This window comes from Pseudomonas sp. MYb541 (genome assembly GCF_037479595.1).
Taxonomy (GTDB): domain Bacteria; phylum Pseudomonadota; class Gammaproteobacteria; order Pseudomonadales; family Pseudomonadaceae; genus Aquipseudomonas; species Aquipseudomonas canadensis.
This window is the reverse complement of sequence record NZ_JBBGYS010000049.1, coordinates 1-24,336: the sequence shown is the minus strand read 5'-3', so window position 1 is coordinate 24,336 and position 24,336 is coordinate 1. Positions and strand designations below refer to the sequence as shown.

At 59.2% G+C, this 24,336-nt stretch carries 21 protein-coding genes and 1 pseudogene; 16 read left to right on the top strand and 6 right to left on the bottom strand.

All coding sequences use genetic code 11. The features are described from left to right. Positions 1-60: 60 nt before the first annotated feature. On the bottom strand, positions 61-810 hold the full coding sequence (locus tag WH299_RS24970; RefSeq protein ID WP_122727041.1) for an SDR family NAD(P)-dependent oxidoreductase: 750 nt from the start codon (positions 808-810) through the stop codon (positions 61-63). Between the two features lie 104 nt (positions 811-914). Between WH299_RS24970 and WH299_RS24965 the strand changes: the two genes are divergently transcribed. Beyond that, the gene (locus tag WH299_RS24965; RefSeq protein ID WP_122727044.1) at positions 915-1,274 is read left to right on the top strand and encodes a winged helix-turn-helix transcriptional regulator; all 360 of its coding nucleotides are present in this window, start codon (positions 915-917) and stop codon (positions 1,272-1,274) included. A 60-nt stretch (positions 1,275-1,334) separates the two neighbouring features. Here WH299_RS24965 and WH299_RS29780 read toward each other — a convergent pair whose 3' ends face one another. Further along, positions 1,335-2,060, bottom strand: coding sequence for a methyl-accepting chemotaxis protein (locus WH299_RS29780; protein WP_445262724.1), 726 nt, complete (start codon positions 2,058-2,060; stop codon positions 1,335-1,337). Between the two features lie 132 nt (positions 2,061-2,192). After that, positions 2,193-2,948, bottom strand: a pseudogene (locus WH299_RS29775) (MCP four helix bundle domain-containing protein); the annotation flags it as partial. 161 nt (positions 2,949-3,109) lie between these two features. Here WH299_RS29775 and WH299_RS24955 point away from each other — a divergent pair. After that, positions 3,110-4,318 carry a multidrug effflux MFS transporter gene (locus WH299_RS24955; protein ID WP_339551589.1) on the top strand — a complete coding sequence of 403 codons (1,209 nt, stop codon included), beginning with the start codon at positions 3,110-3,112 and terminating at the stop codon, positions 4,316-4,318. Between the two features lie 53 nt (positions 4,319-4,371). Here WH299_RS24955 and WH299_RS24950 read toward each other — a convergent pair whose 3' ends face one another. The 3 genes from WH299_RS24950 to WH299_RS24940 form a co-directional block, all read right to left on the bottom strand. Further along, positions 4,372-4,986 carry a hypothetical protein gene (locus tag WH299_RS24950; RefSeq protein ID WP_339551588.1) on the bottom strand — a complete coding sequence of 205 codons (615 nt, stop codon included), beginning with the start codon at positions 4,984-4,986 and terminating at the stop codon, positions 4,372-4,374. 40 nt (positions 4,987-5,026) lie between these two features. Further along, positions 5,027-5,941, bottom strand: a complete 915-nt coding sequence (locus tag WH299_RS24945) for a site-specific integrase (protein ID WP_016975660.1) — start codon at positions 5,939-5,941, stop codon at positions 5,027-5,029. A 108-nt stretch (positions 5,942-6,049) separates the two neighbouring features. Then, positions 6,050-6,862, bottom strand: coding sequence for a M949_RS01915 family surface polysaccharide biosynthesis protein (locus tag WH299_RS24940; protein ID WP_323623635.1), 813 nt, complete (start codon positions 6,860-6,862; stop codon positions 6,050-6,052). A gap of 412 nt (positions 6,863-7,274) precedes the next feature. Between WH299_RS24940 and arnC the strand changes: the two genes are divergently transcribed. The 14 genes from arnC (at position 7,275) to WH299_RS24870 (ending at position 24,095) form a co-directional block, all read left to right on the top strand. Beyond that, positions 7,275-8,309, top strand: a complete 1,035-nt coding sequence (arnC, locus tag WH299_RS24935; protein ID WP_028616167.1) for an undecaprenyl-phosphate 4-deoxy-4-formamido-L-arabinose transferase — start codon at positions 7,275-7,277, stop codon at positions 8,307-8,309. Next, positions 8,306-10,297, top strand: coding sequence for a bifunctional UDP-4-amino-4-deoxy-L-arabinose formyltransferase/UDP-glucuronic acid oxidase ArnA (gene arnA / locus WH299_RS24930; RefSeq protein ID WP_339551587.1), 1,992 nt, complete (start codon positions 8,306-8,308; stop codon positions 10,295-10,297). Before arnC ends, arnA begins: the two co-directional genes overlap by 4 nt. After that, a complete protein-coding gene (gene arnD / locus WH299_RS24925; RefSeq protein WP_126570291.1) occupies positions 10,297-11,181 on the top strand; it encodes a 4-deoxy-4-formamido-L-arabinose-phosphoundecaprenol deformylase in 885 nt (294 codons plus the stop codon). The genes arnA and arnD overlap by 1 nt, the downstream gene beginning before the upstream one ends. Beyond that, positions 11,178-12,833 carry a lipid IV(A) 4-amino-4-deoxy-L-arabinosyltransferase gene (gene arnT / locus WH299_RS24920; RefSeq protein ID WP_339551586.1) on the top strand — a complete coding sequence of 552 codons (1,656 nt, stop codon included), beginning with the start codon at positions 11,178-11,180 and terminating at the stop codon, positions 12,831-12,833. Before arnD ends, arnT begins: the two co-directional genes overlap by 4 nt. Then, the gene (gene arnE, locus WH299_RS24915) at positions 12,830-13,177 is read left to right on the top strand and encodes a 4-amino-4-deoxy-L-arabinose-phosphoundecaprenol flippase subunit ArnE (RefSeq protein WP_028616171.1); all 348 of its coding nucleotides are present in this window, start codon (positions 12,830-12,832) and stop codon (positions 13,175-13,177) included. Before arnT ends, arnE begins: the two co-directional genes overlap by 4 nt. Then, positions 13,174-13,575, top strand: a complete 402-nt coding sequence (gene arnF / locus WH299_RS24910) for a 4-amino-4-deoxy-L-arabinose-phosphoundecaprenol flippase subunit ArnF (protein ID WP_068933137.1) — start codon at positions 13,174-13,176, stop codon at positions 13,573-13,575. Before arnE ends, arnF begins: the two co-directional genes overlap by 4 nt. Next, positions 13,572-14,951, top strand: a complete 1,380-nt coding sequence (locus WH299_RS24905) for a UDP-glucose dehydrogenase family protein (RefSeq protein ID WP_028616173.1) — start codon at positions 13,572-13,574, stop codon at positions 14,949-14,951. The genes arnF and WH299_RS24905 overlap by 4 nt, the downstream gene beginning before the upstream one ends. A gap of 3 nt (positions 14,952-14,954) precedes the next feature. After that, positions 14,955-16,577, top strand: a complete 1,623-nt coding sequence (locus WH299_RS24900) for an ArnT family glycosyltransferase (RefSeq protein WP_339551584.1) — start codon at positions 14,955-14,957, stop codon at positions 16,575-16,577. 192 nt (positions 16,578-16,769) lie between these two features. Next, positions 16,770-17,480, top strand: coding sequence for an HPP family protein (locus WH299_RS24895; protein WP_339551582.1), 711 nt, complete (start codon positions 16,770-16,772; stop codon positions 17,478-17,480). A 156-nt stretch (positions 17,481-17,636) separates the two neighbouring features. Next, positions 17,637-19,256 carry an acyl-CoA dehydrogenase family protein gene (locus WH299_RS24890; RefSeq protein ID WP_339551581.1) on the top strand — a complete coding sequence of 540 codons (1,620 nt, stop codon included), beginning with the start codon at positions 17,637-17,639 and terminating at the stop codon, positions 19,254-19,256. Between the two features lies 1 nt (position 19,257). Next, positions 19,258-20,871 carry a cytochrome P450 gene (locus tag WH299_RS24885; RefSeq protein ID WP_122727069.1) on the top strand — a complete coding sequence of 538 codons (1,614 nt, stop codon included), beginning with the start codon at positions 19,258-19,260 and terminating at the stop codon, positions 20,869-20,871. After that, positions 20,868-21,719 carry an alpha/beta hydrolase gene (locus tag WH299_RS24880; protein ID WP_339551578.1) on the top strand — a complete coding sequence of 284 codons (852 nt, stop codon included), beginning with the start codon at positions 20,868-20,870 and terminating at the stop codon, positions 21,717-21,719. Before WH299_RS24885 ends, WH299_RS24880 begins: the two co-directional genes overlap by 4 nt. A 117-nt stretch (positions 21,720-21,836) precedes the next feature. Further along, on the top strand, positions 21,837-22,940 hold the full coding sequence (locus WH299_RS24875; RefSeq protein WP_339551576.1) for an enoyl-CoA hydratase/isomerase family protein: 1,104 nt from the start codon (positions 21,837-21,839) through the stop codon (positions 22,938-22,940). A gap of 3 nt (positions 22,941-22,943) precedes the next feature. Next, entirely contained in the window at positions 22,944-24,095 is a 1,152-nt protein-coding gene (locus tag WH299_RS24870) for an acyl-CoA dehydrogenase family protein (RefSeq protein WP_339551574.1), read from the top strand. Positions 24,096-24,336 lie beyond the last annotated feature (241 nt).

Here is a 24,336-nt window from a genome sequence, read left to right as displayed (position 1 = left end):
CCTAATGCGCAATCAGGGGCAGTGCCCATCACATTTCAACAGGCAAAACCCCTATCTCACTCAAACCTGAGCAAAGCCACCATCGACAAACATCTCACTGCCGGTCATGAAGCTGCTTTCATCCGATGCCAGGAACAACGCTGCCGCTGCAACTTCCTCGGGCTTGCCAATACGGCTCAATGGAACCTGCGCGGTCATGTCGTCGATGATTGCGTCTTTCTGTCCAGTACCTGAAAGCGCCAGGTCCAGACCCGGTGTCGAGATCGGCCCTGGTGAGAGTACGTTGACACGAATGCCCGTACCTTTGAGATCCAGCGCCCAGCTCCTGGCAAAGTTACGCAGCGCCGCTTTCGTAGCGCTGTACACGCTGAATGCCGGTGTGCCCATGGTGCCTGTGGTCGAACCCGTGAGGATCACCGAGCTGCCGGCGCTCATCAGTGGCAAGGCTTTTTGTACGGTGAACAGCGTGCCTTTGACGTTGATGCCGAAGGTACGGTCAAACGATTCCTCGGTGATCGAGCCGATCGGTTGGAAATCCCCCAGGCCTGCGTTGGCGAACAGCACGTCGACCCGGCCTTTGGCTGCTTTGACCTGGGTGAACACGCGATCAAGGTCGTCCAGTTTTGAAATGTCGCCTTGTATGGCGATGGCTTCAGGACCTATCAGTTGCAGCGCCTTGTCCAGTTCCTCTTGTCGACGTCCTACAATGACGACTTGTGCGCCTTCCGCCGCAAAGCGAATGGCAGTTGCCAGGCCGATGCCGCTGTTGCCGCCGGTAATGACTGCGATTTTTCCGTTGAGCCTGCTCATGGTGAACTCCGATGAATGAGGTTGAGGCCCAACTGTAGATCTGCGCTATTCTTTTGAATAGTATGCACCTTTAAGTAAGTACCCTATGCGGAGTCCTCTGGATCATGGCCAACCACTCATTCAATTGCGGGCTCGAGGCCGCCCTGGCGGTGATTGGCGGTAAATGGAAGCCGCTGGTGCTGTTCAACTTGGCGCAAAATGTTCATCGATATGGGGAATTAAGGCGCGCGATTGGCGGCGTGACCGATAAGGTGCTAATCCAGCAACTCAAGGAATTGGAGCGTGACGAGATCATTTTCCGGGTGGATTTCCAGGAAATACCGCCCAAGGTCGAGTACTCGCTGACACCGTTCGGGCGATCCTTGGCGACTGCGTTGGGTGCGCTGTGCCAATGGGGCACGGAGCATATGCAAACCGTTGAGCGTATCGCCGAGCGGCGTATGGCCACCCTCTCCCAGTCTTGAGTCCCCTGCCCTGAGAGCCAACTCAACTAAATGACTATTTAGTTGAGTTAAATCAATTAGTTACATCTGAAATCGATCAACCGACTGCGACAGCTTTCCTGCCAGGTTGGACAGTTCATCGGTGGTCGACGCTGTCTGCTCGATCACTCGGCTATTGTTCTGCGACATCCCCGCAATCATCTCCACTTGGTGCGCAATTTCATTGCTGGCCAGGCTCTGCTCGCCGATCGTCCGGGAGATATCGTTGACCATTTCCGTGGTGTTCAACGTCGCTTGGAGAATCTCGCGAATTGCCCGCTCCACTTCGGCGGTTACCGCCATGCCTTTGTCCACCTGAGCAACGCCCTCCTCCATGCTGGTCACCGCTTCCCGAGTGTTCTGCTGGATACGCCCGACCATGGCGGCAATTTCCTGGGTCGATGCGCTGGTGCGTCCGGCAAGGTTGCGCACTTCATCAGCAACCACAGCGAATCCGCGCCCCTGCTCGCCGGCACGGGCGGCCTCAATCGCGGCATTCAGGGCCAGCAAGTTAGTCTGGTCAGCGATCCCCTTGATCACTTGGATAATGCTGAAAATGGCCTCGGACTCCTTGTCCAGCGTGCGAATCACTTGGGCGGATTGCTGTGCGGAACGAGCGATGCCGTCCATGTCACTGACCACCTGATGAATCACCCGGCCGCCGTCCTTGGCCAAGGTTTCCGCCTGGTTGGCCATGTCCAGTGCGCGTCCGGCGTGCCGGGTGATTTCCTCGATGCTCGCGGTCATCTCACTTGCAGCAGCGGCCATGGTGCTGGCGGCGGCGCTCTGTTGCTGGCTGCTGCCGGCCACTTCATGGCAGCCGCGGCTCAGTTGCTCGCTCATGCCATTGACGCCATGGGCGTTGCTGCGCACCACTTCGATCATGCCGCGCAGGTCCTTTTGCATGGTGGTGAGGCTGCGGATCAAGGCGCTGGCTTCATCCTTGCGCCGGGGCTCGACGATAGGTTCACTCAAGTTGCCACGCGCGATGCTGTCGGCAATGCGGCTGGCCGCCTGTAGGGGCCCCATGATGCTGAGGATCACCCAGCGCCCCTGGGCCAGCAGCAGTAAAAGACTGGCGATCAACACCGCGCCCAGCGTGAAGTTGGCGTTGCTGATGGCCTGTCGCGTACCGACGCTGGTCTGCTGGGTATTGGTTTCGATCAACTCGCTCAGGCTCGCCATTTGATCTTCCAACTGGCTGAACGCGGCATTGAATGTACCCAGTTCGCCGCGCGCGGCTTCAGGATTATCCAATGCCAGGGCGACGATGCGTTCGCCGGTGGCGATGTAGTTATCCAGGCTGGGTTTGATTTTTTCCAGGCTTGCCTTGAGCGAATCGTCCAGCGGCAGCTTGAGGTTATCTGCCAACACTTGCCGAAAGTGTTCGGCGTGCTCTTTTAGAGAACTATCGACGTCGGCCTTGCTGCTGGTGCTTTTACCCAGGCCCACCAGCATCGCCGATAACACATCGGCGCGCAGGGCGTCGTGCATCATGTCGGCTTCCATGTGGTTGCGCAGCACCGTCATGCTCACTTCGTTGTCCTGCACGGCAGTGCCCATCCGGGTGTTTCCCAGGTAGCCGGCCAGGCTCATGATCAAGGCAGTGAGCAATCCGGTCGCTATCAACAGCATCAAGCGCAGTTTGATCGTCATGCTGGTATCCCCGTGCCTGGTCAGCCGGTTGAGAACCCAACCGTAGAAGCCCCGCTGCTCATGTTATCGGCCATCCATACTGCTTATTGAAGCCTAAGTTTGCGGATCTGCGCAGATCCCTTAAGCTGGCCGACCTTTGTTTGCTCCGCCCGGAATTGCCCATGTCTCGAAGTATCGCCCGCCTGGCCCTGCTGCTGGGCTTGATCACCGCCGTCGGCCCCTTCGCCATCGACATTTATCTGCCGGCCTTGCCGACCCTGGGCGCGAGCCTGCACGCCTCGCCGGCGTTGGTGCAGATGAGCCTCACGGTGTTTTTTGTCATCGTCGGCGTGTGCCAGTTGTTCTACGGCCCGATCAGTGATGTGTTCGGGCGCAAGCCGCCGATTTATGCCGGCCTGGTGATTTTTGCCGTGGCCAGTGTCGGTTGCGCATTGGCGCCTACCATCGAATCACTGATCGCCTTTCGGGCCCTGCAGGCGTTCGGTGCGTGCGCGGGCATGGTGATTCCACGGGCCATCGTGCGTGACCTGTACACCGGGCATGAAGCCGCGAAACTCATGGCGTTGCTGATGCTGGTGATGAGTGTCTCTCCGATTCTCGCGCCGCTCGCCGGTAGCCTGGTGATTTCGCTGTGGAGTTGGCGCGAAGTGTTTGCCGTGCTGGCGGTGCTCTCAGTGGCGTGCCTGGTGATGACCATCGTACAACTGCCGGAAACTCACCCGGCCGAACGGCGCTTGGGCAAGACCCTGGGCAACGCCTTCAGCAGCTACGGTGCGTTGCTGCGTGACCCGGTATTTATCGGTTTGTCGGTGGTGTGCGGATTCGGTTTGGCGACGTTCTTTGTGTTTATCGGCAGCGCGCCGTTCGTGTACATCGAACATTACGGCCTGACGCCCACGCAGTTCAGCCTGGGGTTTGCCGTGAATGCTGCGTCGTTCTTCGCCATGAGCCAACTCACTGCACGCCTCAGCGCACGCTTTGGCCTGGCGCCGCTGATTCGTTGGTCGGTGGTGGCCGTGGCGGCGGTTATGGCTGTACTCGCCGCCACCACGTTATGGATCGACAGCCTGGCCTTGATGATGACGTTGCTGTTTATCGGCTTTGGTTTCCTCGGCTTGTTGTTGCCGGCTGCCGGCGTGCTGTCTCTGGAGGACCACGGCGCGGTGGCCGGTTCTGCGTCGGCCTTGCTCGGTGCGATCCAGATGATCACGGCAGCCGTGTCCATGACGGTGATCGGTGTGTTCGCGGATCACACGCCAGCGCCGATGCTGATTGGCATTGCGTTGTGCGCCATCGCCGCAATGCTTACCACGTTGTGGACCTTGCGCCGCCTGCCGGCTCACTTGGCGAGCGCCCCGCCGTCCTCCTGATCATTGCACATTGCGGCCCGTGTGGGGCCGCGTATCAGAGGGGGCGGAGTGCGCTACGACGTGGGCGGTTTAGCCGACTCGGCTGATGACGGGAGATGGTATTCGACAGTGAGCTCTTCATGTTTCCAGCCTTTTAAGCCGAATGTTCGCGTTACTCGGCTTTCGTTACGCCTGACCAAGCTGTACTTCGGCGGATCTTTCTTGAGTAGCCCATCGGTAATCAGGTTAACGCCCAATGCACCGCCCAAAAGCCCGAGGACTAAACCAATGATTTCAACCACTTTGTCCAGTGAGTGGTGCAGTGGTTCGCTATACACGGAAAGCTTGACCCCTGGCTTCGCGGGTGGGCACGGCTGGGTCTTATCAGAGCGTCGGTCGCAGTTCTTTTTATAGGTGTCGGCGTTCCTTCTATCGATATCGTCTTGTAGGGCCTCAGTTTCTGCGCTCTGGTAAGTCTTGAATTGATCGACTTGATTCCATGAGTAGGTCGACGTCGAAACAGACGCCAGCACTAGCAGCAATCCCAGAACCATATTCTGACGCGCGGCCGTCCAATTTCCGATCAGTCTACCGCTTCGAATCCAGGCGCAAATCAATACAGCCACCGCCCCCCATAGCAGCAGCGCCCCGAGCGTAAGCACCGATACCCTTTCAAGCGTTGTATCCATTCCATTCTCCTTAATTAAATGACGCCATCATCCGAAAAAATTAGAGATCAAACCGGTCCACCGCCCGCCGTCGCTCATTGTCGTCGCGCACGTCATAGCTGGCGGTGGTCTGGATATTGGTGTGGTGTGCCAGTTTCTGCGCAATCGACAGGTCATGCTCCTCGATCACCCGCGTAATGAACGAGCGGCGGAAATCATGGGGCATGATTTTTACGCCTACCTGTTCGCCACGCTGGCGGGCGATGTAGTAGATCGCATGCTTGGTGATGCGTTCGCGGGTGATATGGCTGCCACGGCGGATACGGTTGAACAGGAAACTGTCGTCCTGCTCGCCTTCCTTGAGCTGTTCGCGGCGAAACGCCAGCCACGCCTGCAACTTGGCGAACGCCCAATCCGGCGCGTACTTGATCAACTCCTTGTTGCCCTTGCCGATCACCCGCAAGCTACGTTCTTCGAAATTGATCTGGGCCAGGTCGAGGTTGACCGACTCCGACTTGCGCATGCCGGAACCATAGAGAATCCCAATCACCGCCGCATCGCGCAGGCCCTGCGGGCGTGGGTCGGCGGCGCAGACTTCCATCATTTCGCGGATCAAACTGCGCCGCAAGTTGCGACCCTGGCTCAGGCGTGTGCCCGGCGCAGCCTTGACGGTGCGCATGCGCAACAGGTGTTCCTGGCTGATCAAGTTCATCCGCCAGGCTTCGTTCATCACGCCACGCACCGCATTGACGTACAGCGATGAGGTGTTCGGCGCATAGCCATCCTCACGCAAGGCGGCAACCAGAGCGATCACGTGTTCGGGTTGCAGCAGGTGCCAGTCGATGTCTTCAAGGTTGATGTCCTCGAAGCCCAGCCGGTCGGCCGCATCTTGCAGCACGTAGCGCATGGTCAATTGGCTGGAGGGCGCCAGACGAGTGAGGTAAAGGGTCAGCGGGTTGCGGATAGACTCAGTCAAGATACGTCAGCCTTTGGCTTAAATACCCCGAGCAAGCCTTTGTTTAATCGAGGTATTTAGTGAATTGGCGAAGGCCGAGTCTAACCCAGGACCGGCCTTGGCACAAAATCACGGGGACGTGTCGTCATCTTCGGAAGAGTCCTGCGGCTGGACCTGGGCCTGGCTCCAGTCGCTGTCTTGCTTCTGCATCAGCGCGAACCAGTGCTGGCGCATGAACGCCAGGTAGGCCTCGGGGGCCTTGGCAAAGTCCTTCTCGTCGCCGTAGCAACCGGGCAACGGCAGCTCGGTGCCCTGCTCCTTGTACTGGCTCACCAGCGCCTGCTGCCCGGCCACGCTGCAATCCTTGGGCAACGGCATGCCGCGCAAGGCGCCGGCCTCCTCGTCCCACCAGGCCGCACCGACCCGGTCGACACCGCGCAAACGGTACTTCTGCGACTTGCCGACATGCATGATCAGCTTGAATTCATTGGGGCTGACATCACTGGTGCAGGTGCGCGAATAGCCCACGGTGGCCTGGGTGATGCCATCGCCGGTCAGGTCGGTGACCTTGGTCGCAGCGCGGTCGAAGCGCAACGAGGCGTCGAATTCGCAGTGCTGTACATCGTCGTAGAGCATCCACACGCGTTTGGGGCGGTTGCCATCGATCAAATACTGGGCCGCGTACACAAAAGCCGACTGAGTGCCGTCGTCGTCACGCTCGCTGACCTGCTCGGCGAGCACCAGCAGATTCTTGCCTTGCTTGTCGTCCCAAATATAGGCAGCGATCTGCTTGCCACGCACCTCCACCCCATCCGGCACCTGGTCGATGCTCGTGAGCGCGACCCCGTCGTCGGCTTGTACGGTGGTGATACACGCCACGCTCAACAACAAACCCATCAACACTGGCCGCAACTGGCCACGTAAAAGCTGCACGCTATTCATCCGATCACCCTGGCAAGAGACGGCTTACTTTACCGGCACTTGGGGCGCCTTGCAGAGAAGATTCTTCACTAAAATTCGAGGGTGGAACGTCGGCGCTCAAGTTGAACCAATTGCCCTACAGACAGTTCCTATTTCGCTTACTAACTTAAGCCGACGCTCCGTTAGTTGCTTAGCTGAACCCTAGCTGTCTACCTGTCAAATAAACGAGTTTTTCATCTGCCTTTCATATCTGTTCCACATTTTTACGCTTAATCTTAAAGACAGCACTTCATAGCAAACCGCGCTATATCGTCTAACCTCTTGATTACGCTTCATCTTTAGCGCCGTTTATTAACCTGCGGCCTGGACTTTCGCCCAATGATTGCTGCTGTTGCCACGCGCCAAGTTGCTCTAACCCCGAGGTCATGAATCTTTGAAACCCTACCCTATTCATTGCGTGTCGATCGTTATCCCGGTCTACAACGAACAAGAGAGCCTGCCTGAATTGCTGCGCCGCACCACGGCAGCCTGCAAGCAACTGGCCTACGAATACGAAATCATCCTGGTGGATGACGGTAGTCGCGACAATTCGGCCCAACTGCTGGAAGACGCCGCCGCTGAAGACGGCAGCAACGTGGTCGCGGTGATCCTCAACCGCAACTATGGCCAGCATGCGGCGATCATGGCCGGTTTCGAGCAGTGCCGGGGCGAAGTGGTGATCACCCTTGACGCCGACCTGCAGAACCCGCCCGAAGAAATCCCGCGCCTGGTCGAACAAGCCGCCCTCGGCTACGACGTGGTAGCCACCGTGCGCAACAATCGCCAGGACTCGGCCTTCCGCCGCTGGCCTTCGCGCTTGATCAACCTGGCCGTGCAGCGCTCCACCGGCGTGGCCATGACCGATTATGGCTGCATGCTGCGCGCCTACCGCCGCACCATCGTCGATGCGATGCTGGCCTGCCGCGAGCGCAGCACCTTTATCCCGATCCTGGCCAACGGCTTTGCCCGCCACACCACCGAGATCCTGGTGCACCACGCCGAGCGTGAACACGGCGAATCCAAATACAGCGCCATGCGTCTGATCAGCCTGATGTTCGACTTGCTGACCTGCATGACCACCACCCCGCTGCGCCTGCTCTCCATCGTCGGCTTCAGCCTGGCGGCGCTGGGCATTCTGTTTGCCTTGGCGTTGATCGTCATGCGCCTGGCCTTTGGTGCCGACTGGGCCGGCGACGGCTTGTTCGTGCTGTTCGCGGTGCTGTTCGTGTTCACCGGTGGCCAGTTCATCGGCATGGGCCTGTTGGGTGAATACCTGGGCCGCATGTACAGCGACGTGCGTGCCCGCCCACGCTTCTTTATCGAAAAAGTGCTGCGCAACCAACCGGCAGCACCGGCTCCCGTGGTCGTCGTCGACGGCCTGGTGTCTTCCCATACCTCTACTTCTTCTGCTGATCAGGTCCAATCATGAGTTCAAAAGCTGTTGTATTCGCGTACCACGACATTGGTTGTGCAGGCATTGAAGCGCTGCTCAACACCGGTTACGAAATTGCTGCTGTGTTCACCCATGCCGACGACCCGAAGGAAAACAATTTCTATGGTTCCGTTGCCCAACTGTGCGCACGTAACGGCATCCCCGTGCACGCGCCGGAAGACGCCAACCACCCGCTGTGGATCGAGCGCATCGCCAAGCTGAACCCTGACTACATTTTCTCGTTCTACTACCGCAACCTGCTGAGCGAGCCCCTGTTGGCCACTGCGCGCAAAGGCGCGTTCAACCTGCATGGCTCGCTGCTGCCGAAATACCGTGGCCGCGCCCCGGCCAACTGGGTACTGGTCAACGGCGAAACCGAAACCGGCGTGACCCTGCACCGCATGGTCACGCGTGCCGATGCCGGCGCGATCCTGGCCCAGCAGAAAGTCATCATCGAGCGCAACGACACCGGCCTGACGCTGCACGCCAAACTGCGCGACGCCGCCAGCAACCTGCTGCGCGACGCCCTGCCGCAACTGGCCCAAGGCAAGCTGGCTGAAACCGCCCAGGACGAAAGCCAGGCCACTTACTTCGGTCGCCGCACCGCTGCCGATGGCAAGCTGGAATGGAAAAAACCGGCTGAAGAACTGTTCAACCTGGTCCGTGCCGTCACCCAGCCGTATCCGGGTGCCTTCTGCGCCGTGGGCGAGCACAAGCTGATCGTGTGGCAAGCCGAAGTGGTCAAGGGCAACGAAGGCCTGGCGCCGGGCCGTGTGATCAGCGTCAACCCGCTGCGCATTGCCTGCGGTGAAGACTCCCTGGTGGTCAAGTTCGGCCAGCGCAACGACAACGGTCTGTATCTGGCCGGTCCTTCCCTGGCCAACGAATTGGGCCTGGTCGACGGTTCCGTGCTGCGCGGCGCCGAGTCCGGCCGCACGCCACGCCGTACACGCGTGCTGATCCTGGGTGTGAACGGTTTTATCGGTAACCACCTGTCCGAGCGCCTGCTGCGTGACGACCGCTACGAAGTCTATGGCCTGGACATCGGCTCCGATGCCATCGAGCGCCTGCGCAGTCACCCGAACTTCCATTACGTGGAAGGCGACATCAGCATCCACACCGAGTGGATCGAGTACCACATCAAGAAATGCGACGTGGTCTTGCCGCTGGTGGCCATCGCCACGCCGATCGAATACACCCGCAACCCGCTGCGCGTGTTCGAGCTGGACTTCGAAGAAAACCTCAAGCTGGTGCGCTACTGCGTCAAGTACAACAAGCGCGTGATCTTCCCGTCGACCTCCGAAGTCTATGGCATGTGCCAGGACCAGTACTTCGACGAAGACACCTCCAACCTGGTGGTCGGCCCGGTCAACAAGCAGCGCTGGATCTACTCGGTTTCCAAGCAACTGCTGGACCGCGTGATCTGGGCCTATGGCGCCAAGGGCCTGAACTTCACCCTGTTCCGTCCGTTCAACTGGATGGGCCCGCGCCTCGACCGCCTGGACTCGGCACGTATCGGCAGTTCCCGCGCCATCACCCAGCTAATCCTGAACCTGGTGGAAGGCACGCCGATCCGCCTGTTCGACGGTGGCGAGCAGAAGCGTTGCTTCACCGACATCGCCGACGGTATCGAGGCCCTGGCGCGCATCATTGATAACGACAACGACGCGTGCAACGGCCAGATCATCAACATCGGCAACCCGGAAAACGAAGCCAGCATCCGTCAGTTGGGCGAAGAGCTGCTGCGTCAGTTCGAAGCGCACCCGCTGCGTGGCAACTTCCCGCCGTTCGCTGGTTTCCGTGATGTAGAAAGCAAGGCGTTCTACGGCACCGGTTACCAGGATGTGGCCCACCGCAAGCCAAGCATCGAAAACGCCAAGCGCCTGCTGAATTGGGAGCCGACCGTTGAAATGAGCGAAACCATCGGCAACACGCTGGATTTCTTCCTGCGTGAAGCCATGCTCGAAATAGCGGACAAAAAGTAATGCAGGCAGGCTTGCGAATCGACGTCGACACCTACCGCGGCACCCGTGAAGGTGTGCCACGGTTGCTCGAATCCCTGGATGAAGCCTCGGTTAAAGCGACGTTCTTCTTCAGTGTCGGGCCGGACAACATGGGGCGCCACTTATGGCGCCTCATCCGCCCGCAGTTCCTGTGGAAGATGCTGCGTTCCAACGCCGTCGGGCTGTATGGCCTGGACATCTTGCTGGCCGGCACCGCCTGGCCGGGCAAGCCGATCGGCCGTGACCTGGGGCATTTGATGCGCCAGGCCAAGGCCGCCGGGCATGAGGTGGGCCTGCACGCGTGGGACCACCACGGCTGGCAGGCCAACACCGGGCGTTGGAGCGAAGCACAGCTGGTCGAACAGATCCGCCGTGGCGTCGACACCTTGAACGACATTCTCGGCGAGCGCATCGACTGTTCCGCCGCCGCCGGTTGGCGTGCCGACGAGCGCGTGGTGCAAGCCAAGCAAGGCTTCAATTTCCGTTACAACAGTGATTGCCGGGGCACCAGCCTGTTTCGTCCAACCTTGGCCGATGGCAGCGCGGGCACCCCACAAATTCCGGTGGACCTGCCGACCTTCGACGAAGTCGTCGGGCCGGTGGTGGCTGCCAAAGACTTCAACACGTTCATCCTCGACCGCTTTGCCGCGTCGAAGCTCAACGTCTATACGATCCACGCAGAAGTAGAAGGGATTCTGATGGCCAATGATTTCCGCCAGTTGCTCGCCCAGGCAGGGCAGCGCGGCATCGACTTCAAACCGCTGGGCGACTTGTTGCCGACGGACCTGACTACCCTGCCCCAGCAACAACTGGTGCGCGGCGTCTTGCCCGGCCGTGAGGGTTGGCTCGGAGTGCAACAGGTATGATCCGCCGTTGGGCCCTGCCCCTGCTCCTGTTGGCATTTGGCGTGTTTTACCTGCTGCCGCTGGCTACCCATGGCCTGTGGATTCCGGATGAAACCCGTTATGCGCAAATCAGCCAGGAAATGCTGCTGACCGGCAAATGGGCGTCGCCGCACTTCATGGGCATCCGCTATTTCGAGAAACCGGCGGCGGGCTATTGGATGATCGCGCTGGGCCAGGCGATCTTCGGGCAGAACCTGTTCGGCGTGCGCTTTGCGTCGGCGTTGAGCACCGGATTGAGCATCCTGTTGGTGTACCTGGTGTCGCGTCGGTTGTGGAATGACCCGCAGAAGAGCCTGATCAGCACCGTGCTGTACATGAGTTTTGTCAGCGTGGCGGCCCTGGGCGGTTATGCCAACCTCGATCCGCAGTTCACCTTCTGGGTGAATCTGACCGGCGTGGCCTTGTGGTTTTGCTTCGACAGCACCACCCGTAATGGGCGGCTCAGTGCTTGGGCGCTGCTGGGGTTTGCCTGTGGCATGGGCTTCATGACCAAGGGTTTCCTCGCCTGGTTACTCCCCGTGTTGATCGCCCTGCCCTATGCGATCTGGCAAAAGCGATTCCGTGAATTACTGGGTTACGGCCTAGTGGCGGTGGTGGTGGCGATTGTCATCAGCCTGCCGTGGGCGCTGGCCGTGCACCTGCAAGAGCCCGACTACTGGAATTTCTTCTTCTGGCACGAACATATCCAGCGCTTTGCCGGCGACGATGCCCAGCACGCCGAGCCGTTCTGGTATTACCTGCCGCTGCTGGTTGCGTTCTGCCTGCCGTGGGTGGCGTTGTTGCCGTCCACGCTCAAACAGGCCTGGCAGGACAAACGCAGCGCACAAACCGGCTTTGTATTGCTGTGGTTGCTGATGCCCCTGGCGTTCTTCAGCCTGGCCAAGGGCAAGTTGCCCTCCTATATCATGCCGTGCCTGCTGCCGTTGGCGTTGCTGATGGGCAGCACCCTGGCCGACAAGCTGGCCCAGGGTCGTTACCGCGCATTGCGTATCAACGGCTGGCTGAACCTGATCATCGGCGTGGTGATGCTGCTGGCGCTGAGCTGGTTCCAACTGAAAAAGCCGGTGTATGAACACGGTCAGGAAACACTCAGCCTGGTACTGGTGTTCACATTCCTGTTCGGCTGGATACTGGTCAACCTGCTGCAGGCCGCACAGCCGCTTCGCTTGTGGGCGATGCCAGTGCTTGGCAGCTGGCTGATGGTCGCCCTGTTGCCAGCCGGGCTGCCGCACTCAGTGGTCTACAACAAGACCCCCGACCAATTCATCATCGATCACCTGCAGGAACTGCAACCGGCCACTGCACTGTTGAGCAATGACCTCGGCGCCGCATCGGCCTTGTCGTGGCGCCTGGCACGGCCGGACGTGACGCTCTACAACACCGTCGGTGAAGTCAAATACGGCCTCGCCTACCCGGATGCCGGGCATCACAAGGTGGATATGCCTCAGGTTCAGCAGTGGATGAGTGATGCGCGTAAAAAAGGCACGGTCGGTGTGGTGATGCGCGTCAAAGGTGACGATGAGCGAGCCGAAATCGCTTTGTTGCCCAGCGACGGCCAGCGCTATGAGCAAGGCAATATCGTGATTTTGATCTTCCCGCAGGTGACGCCTTGATCACCCTGCTGCTGTTATTGGCTGCCTGCTTGCTGACCTGCATGGGCCAGGTTTCGCAGAAATTCGCCGTGGAAAGTTGGCGCGACCTGCCCGAAGGCTGGGCGCTGAAACTGCGTTCGCCGTGGTTGTGGTCGGCGCTGATGTGCCTGGGCCTCGGCCTGCTGGTGTGGCTGCTGGTGTTGCAACGCCTGGAAGTGGGCATTGCCTACCCCATGCTCAGCCTGAACTTCGTGCTGGTCACGCTGGTGGCGCGGTTTGTCTTTCATGAGCCCATCGACAGCCGTCATTGGCTGGGCGTGGCGCTGGTAATCGGTGGTGTCGTGTTGTTGGGGCGCCACGTATGAGCCGGGTTCAAGGGTTTGCCTTGGCCCTGGGCAGTGTCGGCCTGGTCAGTGCCGCCCAACTGGGCATGCGCTGGAGCATGACGCGCTTGCCGCTGCCCAGCGATTGGCTCAGTGCACAGATCAATCTTGGCGCTCTCGGCGTGGTAAGCCTGGCGATCCTGGCCTACGCGCTGTCGATGCTCTGCTGGTTGGGCGCGCTCAAGCACCTGCCGCTGGGCCGCGCCTACTCGCTGTTGAGCATCAGCTACGCCTTGGTGTACCTGCTGGCGGCCAGCCTGCCGGTGTTCAACGAACATTTTTCCGTTTCAAAAACCCTGGGGGTGGCGCTTGTCATCCTCGGTGTGCTGGTTATCAACTCTCGTCGTGCTAGCGCTACAAGTCCCAGGAATGCCCCATGAAAATCAGTGTATTTGGTAGTGGTTACGTCGGTCTGGTGCAGGCCACCGTATTGGCCGAAGTCGGTCACGATGTCATCTGCATGGACGTTGACAAAAACAAGGTCGAGTCTTTGCAGAAAGGCCATGTGACGATCTTCGAGCCGGGGCTGGCAGCGATGGTCAAGGAAAATCTGGAAAGCGGGCGACTGCACTTTACCCATGACGAGAAACTCGCGGTCGAACACGGCGAAGTGCTGTTTATCGCCGTGGGCACGCCTTCGGATGAAGACGGCTCGGCTGACCTGAAGTACGTGCTATCGGTGGGCGATGCGGTCGCTCGCCATCGCAAGGAGCCGGTGATCCTGGTGGAAAAATCCACTGTGCCCGTCGGCACTGGCGATACCCTGCGCGCGCATATCGAAAAAGCCCTTCACCTGGCTGGCCGGCATCTGGAGTTCGATATCGTCTCCAACCCGGAATTCCTCAAGGAAGGTTCAGCCGTGGCCGACTGCCGCCGCCCCGACCGCATCATCATCGGCTGCGAGCGTGAAGAAGTACGCGAGGTCATGCGCGACCTGTACGCCCCGTTCAACCGCAACCATGACCGCATCATCTTCATGGACCTGCGCAGCGCCGAGCTGACCAAATACGCCGCCAACTGCATGTTGGCGACCAAGATCAGCTTCATCAACCAGATCGCCGAGTTGGCCGAGCACCTGGGCGCGGACATCGAAGCCGTACGCCTTGGTATCGGCGCCGACTCACGCATCGGTTACCACTTCATCTACCCCGGCTGCGGTTATGGCGGTTCGTGCTTCCCCAAGGACATGCGTGCCCTGATCCACAGCGCCAAGCAGGCCAACTGCTCCAGCGACCTGTTGGAAGCGGTGGAAGCCATCAATCAGCGCCAGAAGAGCAAGCTGTTCGAACGCATCAACGCGTTCTTCAAGGGCAACCTGCGCGGCAAAACCTTTGCTCTGTGGGGCCTGGCGTTCAAGCCGAACACCGATGACATGCGTGATGCGCCCAGCCGTGTGCTGATGGAAGCCTTGTGGGCCGCCGGCGCCAACGTGCGTGCGTTCGACCCCGAAGCCATGCAGGAAACCCAGCGCATCTACGGCGATGATCCACGGTTGATGCTGATGGGCACCCCGGAATCCACCCTCGGCGGCGCCGATGCGCTGATTGTCTGCACCGAATGGCAGCAGTTCAAGGCGCCGGACTTCGACTTGATCCACCAACGCCTGAAAACCCCGGTGATCTTCGACGGCCGCAACCTCTACGACGGCGAGCGCCTGGCGCGTAAAGGCTTCCAGTACTACCCGATCGGCCGCGGCGACTCCTGCCAGTTGCCGATTCCGCAGCAACAATGGTTGCCGCAGGTTGTGGAAGCCTGATACGTGAACAAAGCTCAACCGTCCCTGTTAAATCCAACGGTCCGCCGCCAATCCCTCGGTTTGGGATTGCTGGCGTTGTTGCTATTCATAGCCGGCAGTTGGCACCAGGCAATCATCGGCTTCGACTCCCGCTTCGTGCTGTTTGCCCAGGAAATGTTGCGCCATGGGCCTGGTTTCTTCCCAACCACCTACGGCCAGCCTTATGCGGATTACTTGGCCACGTCGACGTTGATGACGTGGCTGGTGTCGTTGCCGTTTGGCGAGGTCACCCGCTTTACTGCCTGGCTGCCTACGGCCGTTGCTTCGGCGTCGATCGTCACCCTGGTGTATCGCCTGACGGCGCCCTACTCCCAGCGCTGGGGTCTATTGAGCATCGCAATGCTGTTGCTAAGCAGCAGTTTTATCAGCGAAACCCGTGCGGTGTCCCTCGACCAGATGTTGGCGGCGATCGCCCTGGCGGTGTTCTACCTGGGGTATGCACACGACCACTTCGGTGCAGGTAAACGCCTGCATTGGTTGTACCTGCTGCTGATTCTCGGCTTTGCGGTACGTGGGCCGATCGGGCTGGTCATTCCCACTGGCGTGCTGTGCAGCTATTACCTGATCAACCGCCAATGGCGGCAACTGTTCAGCTTTGGTTTGATTGCGTTGGCATTGCTGGTGGCGTGCGTCGGCTTGTTATTGCTGATGGCTAAACTGAGCGGCGGCGAGCGTTTCATGCAGGACGTGATCCGCATGCAGTTCCTCGGGCGCATGGATGGCAGCGAAGGCTCCAGCGGCGTGCTGTATTACTTCACTAGCTCCCTGGGCAACTATGCCCTGGCGTATCCGATAGCTGTGCTGGTGCTGTTGGCGATGGTGATCAGTGGGCGCCGGGCGCCGGGACCGGCATTGCAGTTGGTGTGGTACTGCGCCGCCGCAGGTCTGCTGGTGATGCTGGGCTTGTCGATTCCCCAGGCGAAAAAAGCGCGGTATGTACTGCCGATGCTGCCCATGGCGGCGATGATTGCCGCGTATCCGTTCCAGGTGGCACATGGGCGGCTGTTTGCCGGTTTGCGTGGGTTGATGCTCGGTATCTGGACCTTGTTGCCGACGCTGTTGATAGCCGGGTTGCTCTTCGCGCGGCCGCGCTACCCGGAACAATTGAGCCATTTGGGCTGGGTGTTCGGTGTGCTTGGCGGGCTGCAGCTAGTGGCGTTGCTGGCGCTGTTCAAAACTCAATTGCGCACGGTCGGACCGGCTTTTGCAGCCGTACTGGCGGTATGGGCCACTTATATCCTGGTGGTCGAACCGCTTGAACGCAGTGTCTATGACACCCGAACCTTTACCTTGCAAGTGCATGAGCACGTCATGCAGCAAAAGGCACCCGTGGTGTTGCACGGCCTGGGCAAAGACGCCAAGGCGATCAAATACATGGTCAACCTCGACTGCGACCAAGTGCCGTTGTTTACGCAGCTGGAAGCCGAGCTGAAGCCAATCCAGGGGCCAGCCTGGTTGGTGATGAGTCAAGCGGATTACGAAGGCTTGCAGGACCCGCGCTTTCGCACCCTTACCCCGACCCTGGTCGGTGAGTTTGACCGCAACCCTTACGTACTGCTGCACTTGGCCAAAGCGCCGCAACCTTGACCATTGCACCGGCAGTACCGGCATTCAATTCATTATTTTTGCACTCAACCTGCATCAATATGCATTGGCACCATCCTTCCTAGGTCGGCACACTGCATAAGTTCCTTCCCCCAAATGTTGGAACTTTCAAAGGGCTTTTCCGGGCAACCAGACAAGCCTTTTTTTTGCCCGCTGTTTATGGATCCCCTTTCAATGCTCGCTCGCTGGTTCCCCGCTGCTATCAATACCCGCCCCACTGAATGGAGCCGCGCCGCCATCGGTATGGCCTTGGGCACCCTGCTCAGTGTCTGGGTGTGTTCCCAAGTATTTGGCATGGAGGTGGCGTTGCACCTGCTCGGCCCCCTCGGTGCTTCCGCCGTGTTGTTGTTTGCCGTGTCCTCGGGCGCCCTGGCGCAGCCCTGGTCGATCATCGGCAGCTACCTGTGCGCAGGTGTAGTTGCCTTGCTGGTCGCCCGCGTCCTTGGCCCTTCCCTGGGCGGCGCCTGCCTGGCGGCGGGCATGACAGTGGTGCTGATGTGCTGGTTGCGCTGCCTGCACCCGCCGGCCGGTGGCCTGGCCATGACGCTGGTCCTGGCTGATCCGGCCTCCGCTGCCCTGGGTTGGTATGAATTGGGCGCAGTGCTGCTCGGTGCCGGCGCCTTGCTGGCCTGCGCTCTGGTCTACAACAACGCCACGCGCACGCGCTATCCAAAAGGTGCCGCTGAATCACCGGCGGCTATCTTGGTCAATCCCAACGCCAATCGAGACCCCGCCATCACCGCCGCCGATCTGAAGCTGGCGCTGGCTGAAATGGAGCAGTTCTACGATGTGGCACCCACGGAGCTGGAACAGTTGATTCACGCAGCGGAAACCCACGCCAGGCGCCGCAGTATTGGTGAAGTGCTGGCTAGTCGGGTGTCATAACAGCATCGACGAATGGAAACCTGTTGACTTGAAATCGCTCCAGTCACGGCTAACGTTATTTGATCACCTGCAATTGTCCGTTGTACGCGTTGAAGTCTGGTCTAGTGTCGTACCAGTAGCGAAGACAAGGAATGTCTAGCTAAGGAACGACATGTCATGGGCGATCTCCTGGAACACCTGTTCAACACCCCGCTGTTCGAACCACGTCAACGCTATCACCTCCCTCTCAGAGCCTATATGGACCTGACCATCCGGCGCATGCATGCAATTTTCAGCGCGGGCATCCTCAATAACGATTTTTGGCTGGGGCAGCCTCAACAGTCACGGTTCTCTGAATTCTGCGAATCGATGAGCTGGCTCAGCGCCTTTGACTACGCCTTACATTCATCAGTGGTGGATCACATGATCGCCGTTGACGTTGTGTTGAACCACGGCAGTCCGCGCCAGATAGCCCGCTACCGGGAGGAAACCATTGGTATGCGCAAGGTCTATGCCTTCGGCTGCACGGAGGTTGCCGTGGGTACCGATGTTCGCAACGTACAAACGCGAGTGACCTACGATCGGCAGCAACATCGCCTAATTCTTCACTCGCCCTCTCCCGAAGCCTGCAAATGCTGGATCGGCAACGCATTGCATGCCGCCCAGGTACTGATGGTGCTCGCACGCCTTGAGGTAGAGGGTGAGGATCAAGGGCATCACTGGTTTCGCGTGATTGTGCGTAAACGAGAAAACGGCCGCCTGCTGCCAGGCATCACGATGATGGCCTGCGACCCCAAAGGCGGCATTCATGCCAATCAAGTTGCAGCAATCCGCTTCTGCAACGTCTCGCTACCTGTGTCTGCGTTAATGCAACGGCACGCGCGCTTTACGCGAGATGGCGTGTTCATCAGCGACTTGCCCAAACAAGAGCGCTTTATCAATGCCCTGGGAACCTTTCTACAAGAGCGCGTGCTATTTCTTACCGGTATTCGCCAGAGTGCATCCGTTGCGGCTCATCTGAGCTATCGATTTGCTCAACATCGATTAGTACAGGCGTCCGGCTCGCGAGCAGCGTTATTGAATAATCCGTTGTTTCTTCAGCGCTTGTATGTGAGCCAGCTCAAAGCCTTGGCGCTGAAGTATCTGGACCAATCGATTCGCAGACGATTCGAGAGTGAGTGGGCCCAACCCAAAAGGCGCAAGGAACTTCATGGGCTGGCGGCGTTAGGCAAGTCCTTCGGCGCTTGGGTGGGGTTGGAGGTGATCGGTCTGGCGCGTGAACTGTGCGGTTCTCAGGGCTTTCATCATTACAACCAGATTGTTACCCAGCGGATGGACTGCGAAGTCGGCAATACCTTTGCCGGTGACAGCTCCGTCATGGCTTACCAAGTCATGAAAGACGCACTGAACCGTCTTCGGTTTGTGGGTCACGAACCTGCAAATATCGCACAACGTATTGAAGCGAAAATCATTAAAAAACGTCGGCGTAGTGGCGATTTTTCTCATGGTGAGGCAATCGGGGTGACCTATGCCCGAGCACTGGACCTGATCATTCAAGAAGTTGAGACCGGACGCCTGCTGAATTCACAGACCCTGGCCGATCTGACGGGGGTATTTGCGCCGCAATTGCACCCTTGGGGCCTGTTTAGCCAGTGCATCGGCAACAAATGCGCAACTCGAAGTCAGGTCGAACGTCTGGCGACGCTGTTGAAACCCCCTCAGTTTTTGATCAGCGCCCCTATCGACAATGCCGATTACATCCAGCGGTTCACACGCGCACTTTATGAGGAGCAATGAAATGACCCTCCAATCGATACCTGACTTGTCGGCACCTGAAATCATTGCTGATCCCTATCCAGCATTCACCCGCCTGCGTGAGCATCACCCCGTGCACTGGGACAAACACTACAAAGCCTGGCTGCTGTCACGCTATGACGACGTCAGCGTCGCGCAGGCGGATGCACGGCGCTTTTCCTCCGAGCGCATGCGTGCGTTGGTAAATGCTCAAGTACCGCCTAAAAAACGTAAGGCGTTAGAGCCGTTTATTGAGAAGGCTTCACGCTGGATGTATGCACTGGACGGCAAGACGCATGAGGACGGTCGACGTGTACTAGGGAGAGCATTTACCCCGCAAACCATCGAAGCGTTGCGCACGGATATTGAGCGCATTGTCGATGATCTACTGGAGGGACTCGACCCCAAACCTGAATTGATGGAGCAGTTGTTCAACCAGATTCCAGCCAGAATCCTCGCCAACTTGTACGGCATCCCTGCCGAAGATGCGCTGAAACTCAGGCAGTGGACGGATGCCATGATCTTTTTCATGGTCGGCAGCCCCGACCCGAACTACGGCCCCGAACAAGCGTTACTCGGCATGGAAGAAATGTACGCGTACTTCTCCAGTTTGATTGACGCACATCGCCGGCAACCGAGGGACGACCTGGTCAGCCGAGTGATTGCCGCCGGTGACGCCAGCGGGATGAGCAAGGACGACTACCTGGCCCAACTAGCCTTTGTGCTGTTGGCCGGGAATACCACCAGCGCCGATCAATTGGGCATCACGCTTTTCTATCTTCTGAGCCATCCAGACCAATTAGCAGCACTGAAAAGCGATCCGACCTTGATCAAAGGCGCAATTGAAGAGGGCTTGCGCATCTGTCCGGCCGGGCAACTCAGTCACCGCGTGTTGACCGCGGATGTCGAGTTGCACGGTCAGGTTATGCGCAAAGGCTGTCTGGTGTATTTGCTGCGAGCGGCAGCTAATCGTGACCCTAAAATCTTCAAGGAGCCTGATCGCTACGATATACGACGCATAAAGCACGACCACTTGGCCTTTGGCCGAGGCCCGCATTTTTGTATGGGCTCGATGCTGTTCAAGCTAGAAGCCGAGATACTACTCACTCGATTGCTACAACGATTTCCCGACATCAGCCTGGACAAACATCAGCCGCCTGTCTGGCGGCGCAATAGCTTGCAGTTTCGCGGTTTGAGCCAGTTCCCAGTCATTCTTGAAACTGACGACACCATCAAGCGCTGCTTCTCAGCGGCTCCCTGGGAGCAGAAGGCTGGTTATTGTCGAGCGCTGCGGGTTGGCCAGGTAATCATCACCAGTGGAACAGTTGCATTCGGCAAAGATGGCAATCCTTGTGCGATCGGAGACGCCTATCAACAGACCCTGCGCTGCCTGAACATCATCGAAGACGCCTTAAAACAGATGGGAACCGACCGCACTCGGGTAATTGCCACACGCATGTACACCACAAACATGAAATTGTGGCCAAAGATCGCCCAGGCCCACGGTGAGTTCTTCAAAGGCTGCCCGCCTACCACCATGCTATTGGGGGTCAACGCGCTGATCGCAAAGGAGTATCTGGTGGAGATCGAGGCCCAGGCAGTGGCTGTAACATCATGACCCCTGCACAGGCACGCCAGGAAATGCGTGATGCAGTGATGATGGAAGTCAGGGACCTGACCCTGGCGACGCAAAAGCAACCCGTAGCGGTGAGGATGTACCGCCCCGCCCTGCAGACTCTGGCACCTGTACTGATGTATTTCCACGGCGGTGGCTGGGTTGCCGGCGACCTCGACACTCACGACAGCTTTTGTCGGGTGATAAGTGAATGGGCCAAGTGTGCCGTGATCGCTGTGGACTATGCCAGGCCGCCCGAATACCCATTCCCCCGAGCGGTCGAAGATTGCTATGCCGCCACCGCATGGGTTGCCCGCAACGGCGCAGGGCTGGGGCTGGATACTCGGCGAATTGCCGTTGCCGGCGGTGGCACGGGGGGTGGACTTGTCGCAGTGGTCTGCCAAATCGCCAGGGACCTTGGAGAACCAGCAATCGGCTTTCAGTTACTGCTGTACCCGATTGTCGACTGTCTTGCGCGCAACCGCTCTCGTGCCGAGTTCGCCGAAGGTTTTGGCTTAACCACCGAACTGCTGGAATGGTACCTGAGCCAGTACGTTCCGCCTGGTATTCCGTTGGCACATCCATGGCTTTCACCTGCGTGCGGCACGTGCCTTCAAGGCTTGCCGGCAACGATGATCATCACGGCCGGCTGCGATCTGCTGCGCGATGAAGGGCGAGCATTCGCACGAAAGCTGAGGAAAGCAGGTGTGCCCGTACGGCACAAGGAGTACTCAGGCATGCGCCACGGCTTTATGAACCACCCCGGCGCTGAGGCGAATGCCAGACGTGCCATTTTGTTCTGCGCCGAAGCGTTAGCGGCGCATTATCATAGGCGCGACACCTCTGCATAAATGCAAAAACGACCTGCATGATTGAAGGTTGTACTGGGCAAATTTGCACTGGTACGATCGCGAGATGGTTCGTCCGCGAACATCTTGATAAAGAACAATAAAAGCAGGGAGTTATCGATGACTGCTCAGGTTTCATCCGAGGCAAGCCACGCAGAAACACTTCAGGACGAAGTCCTCGCCGAGGTCCGTAACCATATCGGCCACCTCACCCTTAATCGCCCCGCCGGCTTGAACGCCATTACCCTGAACATGGTGCGCAGCCTGGCGTTGCAGTTGCAGGCGTGGGCGGACGACCCGCAGGTGTACGCGGTGGTCCTGCGCGGCGCGGGTGAAAAAGCCTTTTGTGCCGGTGGTGATATCCGTTCGCTGTATGACAGCTTCAAGAACGGCGACACCCTGCACCAGGACTTCTTCGTCGAGGAATACGCGCTGGATTTGGCCATCCACCATTATCGCAAACCGGTACTGGCACTCATGGATGGGTTTGTCCTGGGCGGTGGCATGGGCCTGGTGCAAGGCGCCGACTTGCGCGTGGTCACCGAGCGCAGCCGCCTGGCGATGCCGGAAGTGGCCATCGGCTATTTCCCTGACGTGGGCGGCAGCTACTTCCTGCCGCGTATTCCGGGTGAGCTGGGGATTTACCTGGGCGTCACCGGGGTGCAGATCCGCGCAGCCGACGCGCTCTACTGCGGGCTGGCGGATTGGTACCTTGAAAGCAACAAGCTGGCCGACCTGGACCAGAAGCTTGATCGCCTGCAATGGCACGACTCGCCGCTCAAGGATCTGCAAGGCGTGCTCGCCAAGCTGGCCGTGCAACAACTGCCCGATGCGCCACTGGCCGCCTTGCGCCCCGCCATCGACCACTTCTTCGCGCTGCCGGATGTGCCGAGCATTGTCGAGCAACTGCAACAGGTCACCGTAGCTGACAGCCACGAATGGGCGCTGACCACCGCCAACCTGATGCAGACCCGCTCCCCCCTGGCCATGGCCGTTACCCTTGAAATGCTACGTCGCGGCCGCCGGCTGCCTTTGGAGCAGTGTTTTGCGATGGAGCTGCACTTGGACCGCCAATGGTTCGAACGTGGCGATCTCATTGAGGGCGTGCGCGCGCTGATCATCGACAAGGACAAGGCCCCGCGCTGGAACCCACCCGCCCTGCATGGGCTGTCCCTAAGCCATGTAGAAAGCTTCTTTCAACACTTCGAGCAGGTTGCGAACTAAGCCATGCAAGACATTGAATATACAGAAGAACAAGTAATGATCCGCGACATGGCACGCGACTTTGCCCGTGGCGAAATTGCGCCCTACGCCCAAGCCTGGGAGAAAGCCGGCTGGATCGACGACGCCCTGGTCGCCAAGATGGGCGAACTGGGTCTGCTGGGCATGGTGGTGCCTGAAGAATGGGGTGGCACCTATGTCGATTACGTCGCCTACGCCCTCGCTGTGGAAGAGATTTCTGCCGGTGACGGCGCCACAGGCGCGTTGATGAGTATCCATAATTCAGTGGGTTGCGGGCCGATCCTCAACTACGGCACAGAGGCACAGAAGCAGACTTGGCTGGCGGACCTCGCCAGCGGCCAGGCCATTGGCTGCTTCTGCCTGACCGAGCCCCAGGCCGGCTCCGAAGCTCACAATTTGCGCACCCGCGCCGAATTGCGTGATGGTCAGTGGGTGATCACTGGCGCCAAGCAATTCGTCAGCAACGGCAAGCGCGCCAAACTGGCGATCGTATTTGCCGTGACCGACCCGGAACTGGGCAAAAAAGGCATCTCGGCGTTCCTGGTGCCCACCACAACACCGGGATTCGTGGTGGACCGCACCGAACACAAAATGGGCATTCGCGCCTCCGACACCTGCGCCGTCACCCTCAACCAATGCACAGTGCCCGAGGCCAACCTGCTGGGTGAGCGCGGAAAAGGCCTGGCGATTGCCCTCTCCAACCTGGAAGGCGGACGCATCGGCATTGCCGCCCAGGCGCTGGGCATCGCTCGTGCGGCGTTTGAGGCGGCGTTGGCCTACGCCCGTGACCGCGTGCAATTCAATAAGGCGATCATCGAGCACCAGAGCGTGGCCAATCTGCTGGCCGACATGCAAACCCAGCTGAATGCCGCACGCTTGTTGATCTTGCATGCTGCACGACTGCGCAGTGCCGGCAAACCGTGCCTGTCGGAAGCCTCCCAGGCGAAGCTGTTTGCCTCGGAAATGGCGGAGAAGGTCTGCTCGTCAGCAATGCAGATTCATGGCGGGTATGGGTATCTGGAGGATTACCCGGTGGAGCGTTACTACCGGGATGCGCGGATCACGCAGATTTACGAGGGGACCAGCGAGATTCAGCGGATGGTGATTGCCAGGGAACTGAAGAATTACCAACTCTAGCCGCCACACTTACCCCATGTAGAAGCTGGCTTTTGTGGGAGCTGGCTTGCCTGCGATGCACACAGGTATCTACACATCTTTTGACGGCGCAGAAGCATCCTGTAGTGGGGGGGGGGGGGGCCCCCCCCCCCCGGGTTTTTTTTTTTGGGGGGGGTTGGGGGGGGGGGGGGGGGCGGGGGGGGGGGGGCCGCCGGCCCCCCCCCCCCCCCCCGGGGGGGGTTGTTTTGTTGGGGGTGGGGGG

Coding starts and splice junctions, on each gene's coding strand:
- WH299_RS24965 (WP_122727044.1), top strand. CDS start 915: ATGGCCAACCACTCATTCAATTGCGGGCTCGAGGCCGCCCTGGCGGTG.
- WH299_RS24895 (WP_339551582.1), top strand. CDS start 16,770: ATGCTCGCTCGCTGGTTCCCCGCTGCTATCAATACCCGCCCCACTGAA.
- WH299_RS24875 (WP_339551576.1), top strand. CDS start 21,837: ATGACTGCTCAGGTTTCATCCGAGGCAAGCCACGCAGAAACACTTCAG.
- arnF (WP_068933137.1), top strand. CDS start 13,174: ATGAGCCGGGTTCAAGGGTTTGCCTTGGCCCTGGGCAGTGTCGGCCTG.
- WH299_RS24905 (WP_028616173.1), top strand. CDS start 13,572: ATGAAAATCAGTGTATTTGGTAGTGGTTACGTCGGTCTGGTGCAGGCC.
- arnD (WP_126570291.1), top strand. CDS start 10,297: ATGCAGGCAGGCTTGCGAATCGACGTCGACACCTACCGCGGCACCCGT.
- arnT (WP_339551586.1), top strand. CDS start 11,178: ATGATCCGCCGTTGGGCCCTGCCCCTGCTCCTGTTGGCATTTGGCGTG.
- WH299_RS24940 (WP_323623635.1), bottom strand. CDS start 6,862: ATGAATAGCGTGCAGCTTTTACGTGGCCAGTTGCGGCCAGTGTTGATG.
- WH299_RS29780 (WP_445262724.1), bottom strand. CDS start 2,060: ATGGCCGCTGCTGCAAGTGAGATGACCGCGAGCATCGAGGAAATCACC.
- WH299_RS24880 (WP_339551578.1), top strand. CDS start 20,868: ATGACCCCTGCACAGGCACGCCAGGAAATGCGTGATGCAGTGATGATG.
- WH299_RS24890 (WP_339551581.1), top strand. CDS start 17,637: ATGGGCGATCTCCTGGAACACCTGTTCAACACCCCGCTGTTCGAACCA.
- WH299_RS24885 (WP_122727069.1), top strand. CDS start 19,258: ATGACCCTCCAATCGATACCTGACTTGTCGGCACCTGAAATCATTGCT.
- WH299_RS24950 (WP_339551588.1), bottom strand. CDS start 4,986: ATGGATACAACGCTTGAAAGGGTATCGGTGCTTACGCTCGGGGCGCTG.
- WH299_RS24970 (WP_122727041.1), bottom strand. CDS start 810: ATGAGCAGGCTCAACGGAAAAATCGCAGTCATTACCGGCGGCAACAGC.
- WH299_RS24955 (WP_339551589.1), top strand. CDS start 3,110: ATGTCTCGAAGTATCGCCCGCCTGGCCCTGCTGCTGGGCTTGATCACC.
- arnA (WP_339551587.1), top strand. CDS start 8,306: ATGAGTTCAAAAGCTGTTGTATTCGCGTACCACGACATTGGTTGTGCA.
- WH299_RS24870 (WP_339551574.1), top strand. CDS start 22,944: ATGCAAGACATTGAATATACAGAAGAACAAGTAATGATCCGCGACATG.